General features: G+C 50.9%; 5 protein-coding genes. All 5 read left to right on the top strand.

What is annotated here, in order from left to right; translation table 11 throughout:
• Positions 1–844, top strand: an 844-nt coding sequence (locus IQ219_RS15895) for a glycosyltransferase family 2 protein (RefSeq protein WP_228017199.1), incomplete at its 5' end; no start/stop codon positions are given.
• A gap of 39 nt (positions 845–883) precedes the next feature.
• On the top strand, positions 884–2,905 hold the full coding sequence (locus IQ219_RS15890; protein ID WP_194073250.1) for a flotillin family protein: 2,022 nt from the start codon (positions 884–886) through the stop codon (positions 2,903–2,905).
• Between the two features lie 145 nt (positions 2,906–3,050).
• A complete protein-coding gene (locus IQ219_RS15885; RefSeq protein WP_368667621.1) occupies positions 3,051–3,776 on the top strand; it encodes a TerC family protein in 726 nt (241 codons plus the stop codon).
• A 31-nt stretch (positions 3,777–3,807) separates the two neighbouring features.
• Positions 3,808–5,013, top strand: coding sequence for a succinate--CoA ligase subunit beta (locus tag IQ219_RS15880; protein ID WP_194073249.1), 1,206 nt, complete (start codon positions 3,808–3,810; stop codon positions 5,011–5,013).
• Positions 5,014–5,072: 59 nt separating this feature from the next.
• A complete protein-coding gene (locus IQ219_RS15875) occupies positions 5,073–6,008 on the top strand; it encodes a bestrophin family protein (protein WP_228017198.1) in 936 nt (311 codons plus the stop codon).
• The last annotated feature ends 60 nt before the right edge of the window (positions 6,009–6,068 follow it).

Genomic DNA, 6,068 nt, shown 5'->3' with positions numbered 1-6,068 from the left:
TTTCTTAACTAAGCCAATTTCCATGAAGCTTTCGGTCATCATTCCGATTTATAACGAAATCCAAACCATTGAAAAAATTCTCAAAAAAATTACCACGGTACTGCCGGAAGTGCCGAAGGAAATTGTCATGGTGGATGATGGTTCTAAGGATGGTACGAGGGCATGGTTGGTGGATACCTTTGGCGATCCGGAACAGCATCCTGTTCTGGCCAACCTTAATTTAGCCGGCCAATTCCAATGTTTTCCCCTCGCCCCATCGGCGGAAACCAATGGCGATCGCCAGGGGCATAGCTTTGTGATGGCAACGGAGTGGGAAGTGAAAGTGATTTTCCATCGCCAGAACCAGGGTAAGGGAGGCGCTTTGAGAACAGCCTTTGCGGCGGCCACTGGGGATGTGTTGATTATCCAAGATGCGGATTTGGAATACGACCCCGAGGATTGGGAACCCATGTGGAAGTTAGTCGATGGCGGTTGGGCCGATGTGGTGTACGGTTCCCGCTTCTATGGCAATCCCCATCGGGTGCTCTATTTTCATCATTATTTAGGCAATAAATTGATCACCAGTTTGATTGATTTGGTCTGTAATATTAACCTCAGTGACATTGAAGTTTGTTACAAAATGTTTCGGCGGGAAATTTTGGAAGACCTGCGCTTAACCTGTAGTGATTTCGGTTTTGAAGTTGAATTTACAATGAAGGTAACCCGATCGCCAAGGCGATGGCGAATTTATGAAGTGGGGGTGGCCTATTATGGCCGTACCTTTGCCGAAGGAAAGAAAATCAATTGGCGAGATGGGGTTAAGGCTTTGGGTTACATTGCCAAATTTTGGTTAACCAATGCTTAACGTTGCACAACTGCTATTTTTGCCCCCCGGAGGCATATCATGCACAGTAAATTTTGGTTTGAATTTCTCCAGACTTTGCCCACCCTGCCAGCCAACGGCGCACCCCTAATTGCCACGGTGGAAACTCGCCCAACTTCTGGAGAATTAATCATTGCCCAGGATCCCAACCAAACGTTCAACAACAATGATTCTGCCCTCGGTGGTTTATCACCTCTGTTGGTCTTTCCGGTGGTGATTATCTCCGTCATCTTTTTAATTTTAGTAACCATCTTTCTCTACACCCGTTTTTACGTCATTGCCCCCAATAACGAAGCTTTGGTTAGAACCGGCGGCGTTTTCAAAAAAGAGCAAATGGTGATTCTCCATGGGGGCTGTATTGTCATTCCCGGTTTCCACGAAATTACCAGGGTGTCCCTGCGGGAAATTTCCATTGACGTGGTGCGGGCGGGGAATTTGGCCGTGCGGACCCAGGACTACATGCGGGCCAATATGCGGGTGACTTTTTACGTCTGCATTACCCCCAACCGCAACGAAATTTTAACGGCGGCGGCCAGGCTTTCTAAAAAAGGGCAAATTTCTGAAGCAGATATCAAAGATGCCCTGGAAAAACGGGCTGATGACGCCATCCGGGCGGCGGCGAAAAAGAAAAAACTCGCTGAATTAGATTCGGATAAATTGGGCTTTGCCGATGAGGTATTGAACTTAATCCAAGGGGATTTACGCAAAGTTGGTTTAACCCTCAATAACATTGCCATTTCCGAAATTGAAGAAAGTGATACCTACGACGAAAATAACTTTTTCGATGCCCAGGGGGTGCGGCTGAGAACGGAAACAATCCAACGGTCGATTCAACAAAAACGGGAGGTGGAATTAACCACCAGGGTGGCCATTGAACAAGGAGAATTGGAAGCGGAGAAAAAAAGTTTAGCCATCAAGCGGGAGCAGGAAGATGCCAATATTACCCAACAAAAAGAAATTGAATTATTAAAGTTAGCCCAAAGGAAGGAATTAGAATCCCAAGAAGCACAGCAGCAACGGGAAATCCAAGAGGCCAAAGACCGGGAAGAAGCGAAAAAGGAACGGAATAAAATTCTCCAGGAACAGGCAGTGGAGGAAGAACGGATTCAAAAAGAATTAGCCATTCAAAATAGTCAAATTGCGTCGGCGATCGCCCTGGAGGAACGGAATAAGGAATTAAAGGTGGCCCAGGCGTTGCAAAAACAGGAAGCGGAAGTGGCGGAAATCCAACGGCAGAAAACCATTGAAGCTTCCCAACTACAAGCCAAGGCAGAAATTGCCCTAGCGGAACAAAAAACCCAAATTACTGAGCAAACAGCGGCGATCGCCATTGCCAATAAACAAAAGGAACGGTTGGAGGCGGAAGCTCTGCGGGCCGAGGCGGAATCCGGCGTCATTACGGCCCAGGAAGTGGAAGCGGCGGAACGCTCCCAAAAATTGGCGGTGATTGTGGCCCAACAGGATGCCCAGCAACATCGCATTGCGGAACAAAACGTGGTGGAAATTGACGTGTTCCGGCGGCGGCGTCAGGCAGAAAGTGCGAGACAAGCAGCAGAATTGGAAGCGGAATCTATCCGTACCCTGGCCGATGCCAACCGTCACAAAGCCATGGCCGAAGCGGAGGGACAGAGGGCCATCATCGCAGCCCAAAACAGCCTGAGTAATGCCAACCGCAGCGCCGAACTATTGAAAACCATCTGGCCGGAACTGGTCACCCAACTGCCGGATCTGATCAAGGCGTTGGCACCCCAACCTGGGGTCTTGGGGGAATCCCGCATTTATTCCTTCCCTGGATTGAATGGGGCCAATGGCAATGGCAGTAACGCCGGGGATATTAACAAATTACTGCTTTCCACCAGTGGCCTCACCCTGCTCAATGGCCTATTAAACGAGGGCAAACTCAGCACCGTGGTGGACCAAGTGAAATCCCTACTCCAGGATCCGCCGTCGGTTTCCTCCCCTCCCCCTTCTTCCGTTGCTGAACACCATGGGGGCAGCGCTGACACTTCCCCTGAGACGGATTTTTACCCTGAAGGAATTTAATGGGGATCAACGGCGATCGCCAATGGCAGGGGGTAGCGGCCCATCACCAAAGCCCCTAATAATGAAGGAAGATGGAATGGCTGGAACTGAACCTTGCTTGCCTTGGTTTTTTCCGGTCTGTCTCTGCAGGCCTCCCCCTCCCCCTGTGCCCATGTTTGATCTAGATTTACTGTTCAACTCGTCCTTTGCCGTTGCCGTCAAAACCCCATTGATGTTGCTAGTGTTAATTGCCCTGGAGGCAGTGCTATCGGCGGATAATGCCATTGCCCTAGCTACCATCGCCCAGGGTTTACCCAATCCGGCCCAGCAACGGCGGGCTTTGAATGCGGGGTTAGTGATTGCCTATGTGCTCAGGATTCTGCTCATTGTCACCGCTTCCTTTGTGTTGCAATATTGGCAGTTTGAGTTGGCTGGGGCCTTATATTTACTCTGGTTGGTGGGCAGTTACTTCCTCTCCCCCGATGAAGGGGACAATCACCACAAGACTTTTGAGTTTAGTTCTTTTTGGCAAGCCATCCCCCTCATTGCCTTCACTGATTTGGCCTTTTCCCTCGATAGCGTCACTACGGCGATCGCCGTGGCGGATCAATTGTGGTTGATCATTGCTGGGGGCACCATTGGGGTCATTGCCCTCCGGTTTTTAGCGGGTTTATTTATCCGTTGGTTAGACATTTTTACCCACCTCAAGGATGCTGGTTTTATCACGGTGGGTTTGGTGGGTCTGCGGCTGCTGCTCAGAGTCATTAACCCCGAGCTAGTGCCACCGGAATTGTTGATGATTACCATGATTGGGCTACTGTTTGCCTGGGGCTTTTCCGAGCGGCGATCCCCGGAGCTAGTGGAAGAAATTAGCCATAATGGGGAGCCGTAGGCGGCCCAGGAGTAAATTTTAGGGATAATTTATGGATTTGTTAGAGTACCAAGCCAAGGAACTATTCCAACAGGTGGGCATTCCCATTTTGCCCTCCCAAACCATTCAAAATACCACTGCCCTCAAACGTCTGCAAATTCCCTATCCCATGGTGCTCAAATCCCAGGTACGGGCGGGGGGTAGGGGTAAGGCCGGTGGGGTCAGGTTTGTGGAAAATACCATTGATGCCATTGCCGCCGCTTCAGCCATTTTCCATTTACCCATTGCGGACGAGTACCCAGAGGTGATTTTGGCTGAGGCCCGCTACGATGCCCAATCGGAATTATTTTTGGCGATCGTGCTGGACTACCAAAGGCAATGCCCGGTATTGATGGGTTCCAGTGAAGGGGGCATTGATGTGGACAGCCTGTTGGAGCAAATGCAGAGTGTTTCCCTGCGGACGAATTTTTCCCCCTACTTGGCTCGGCGGCTGGCGGTGAAAATGGGCTTAACGGGGCCCCTGGTGACCACGGTGAGCGCCATCATCGAAAAAATGTATGAGTTATTCGTCACCTACGACTTGGATGTAATTGAAATTAATCCCCTGGGCATTAGCGCTGATGGGGAGGTGATGGCCCTGGATGGCAAAATTACCGTTAACGACACGGCGATCAACCGGCATCCGGATTTACTTAATTGGGGCTCGGAGCAATGGACGGGGCATAGTTGGCTACCGGGGGATTTGGCCCAGGGACAAATTGGCTTAATTTGCAACAGTGAAGGACTGGCCCTGAGTACGTGGGACTTGCTCCAGTCCTTGGGTATTACCGGCGCCTATTTACTGGATGAAAGTCGCAGTGGCATGGCCCTGGGGAAACAATTGGAACTGGCCTTTGATCACCTCAGCCAGGCCCCCAACCTCAAAGGTATTTTTGTTAATCTGGCTACCAGGGAAGCGGCCACCCCGGCCTTGGCAGAGGATTTGCGGGCTTTTTTACCCCTGCCTCCCAACCCCTCCAGCGAAGACCGCAGTTTGCGGGGGACGGGTCCTAGTTTGCCCCAGCGTCAACGGGCTCCCCAACGGCAAACCTACACAGGGGAAGTGCTACCGGTGGTGATCCGGTTTAGCCAGGGGGATTTGGGCTATCTCCAGCAGATGTACGACAACAGCCTCGTCTATTGGCATAACGATTTGGAAACGGCGATCGCCAAGATGTTAAGTTTAATTCCCCAGGAAATGGAATTGGTCCAGGGATAACCGGGGGCATCATTCCCCAGGGTTGGTAATGTGTATCTGAGATGGGGAAGCAGTAAAATTTGAGCAAATTCCTGGGCGTTTTCCGCCACCATCCATCCCGTCCGCCCCGCATCTGGACAGATATGCTCCTGCGTTGGCAGGGTTCCGTCATTCCGGCGATCGCCCCCCGGGTGCTGGTGTGTATGGCCTTTTCCCTGGGGGTGACCCTGGTGGATGGTTGGGGGTATGAATTTTCCATTCCCCTGCAGGAAAGCATTGTGCCCAGCATTGTTTTGGGACTGCTCTTGGTTTTTCGCACCAATACCGCCTACGAACGCTTTTGGGAAGGCAGGAAAGCCTGGGGCACTTTAGTTAATACCATCCGTAACCTTTCCCGCACCATCTGGGTTTCAGTGGCGGAACCCACTCCCCAAGCCCACCAAGACAAAATTAAAATTCTCCACCTACTGGTGGCCTTTGCTGTGGCCACCAAGTTGCACCTGCGATCTGAACCCCTCAATGAAGAAATCTGGGCCCTGTTGCCCGAATCCGGTTACCGCAAGCTGGAGGATTTGCATAATCCGCCCCTGGAAATCGCCTTTTGGATCAGTAATTATCTGCAACAGGAATACGACCAGAACAATATCAATCCCTATCAGCTCACCGCCATGCTGCGTTTGGTGGATACCATGGTGGATGTGTTGGGTAGTTGCGAGCGCATTTTAAAAACCCCCATTCCCCTGGCCTACGCCATCCATTTGCGCCAGCTAATTTTTCTCTATTGCTTCATCACCCCTTTCCAGATGGTGAACACCCTCCATTGGGCCACCGCTTTTGTGGTGGGGATTATCGCCTTCACTGTCTTCGGCATTGAAGAAATTGGGGTGGAAATTGAAAACCCCTTTGGTCACGATGCCAACGATCTACCTTTGGATCAGATTTGCCAGACCATGCAAGCCAACCTAGAAGATTTAATTCAGTTGCCCCCTTGGCACCAGGTTTCCCATGGGGACTAGTAGGAAGTTCTTGGTTCCCCCCCTCTTGCCCAAAAAACTATAACCTAGTTAAGAGGAGTC

The organism is Synechocystis sp. LEGE 06083, assembly GCF_015207725.1.
Taxonomy (GTDB): domain Bacteria; phylum Cyanobacteriota; class Cyanobacteriia; order Cyanobacteriales; family Microcystaceae; genus Synechocystis; species Synechocystis salina.
The sequence above is the reverse complement of the archived record's forward strand: the minus strand, read 5'-3'. Positions and strand labels throughout refer to the sequence as shown.